Source organism: Photorhabdus noenieputensis (assembly GCF_018448935.1).
Lineage (GTDB): Bacteria > Pseudomonadota > Gammaproteobacteria > Enterobacterales > Enterobacteriaceae > Photorhabdus > Photorhabdus noenieputensis.
The window spans coordinates 1-342 of record NZ_RCWC01000202.1 but is presented as its reverse complement, the minus strand read 5'-3'; the positions used below and the strand labels follow the sequence as shown (position 1 = coordinate 342).

The following is a 342-nucleotide window of genomic DNA, read 5'->3' as shown; positions in this document are numbered from 1 at the left end:
TGCACCGCTGGAATCAGACTGATGCGCCTTACCCGCAGGATAAAACCCTGCCACAACTGTTTGAAGCTCAAGTGGAAAAGACACCGGATAACGTGGCGCTGGTGTTTGAAGGCGAATCCCTGACCTACCGCCAGCTTAACGAACAGGCCAACCAGCTAGCTTATGCTATCCGTGAACGTTGTCAGCAACACCATCATGTCCCTGTGCAAGCTGACACTCCCATCGCCCTCTATCTCGACCGTAGTCTGGACATGGTTATCAGTATCTTAGCGGTATTGAAAGCCGGTGGCGCTTATGTACCCATCTCCCCAGAATATCCCTCAGAGCGGGTTCAGTTTATTT

Annotated in this window: 1 protein-coding gene; it reads left to right on the top strand. The window is 51.8% G+C overall.

What is annotated here, in order from left to right; all coding sequences use genetic code 11:
* A partial coding sequence (locus tag EAE91_RS23865; protein ID WP_214090585.1) for an AMP-binding protein occupies positions 1 to 342 on the top strand: 342 nt, incomplete at both ends.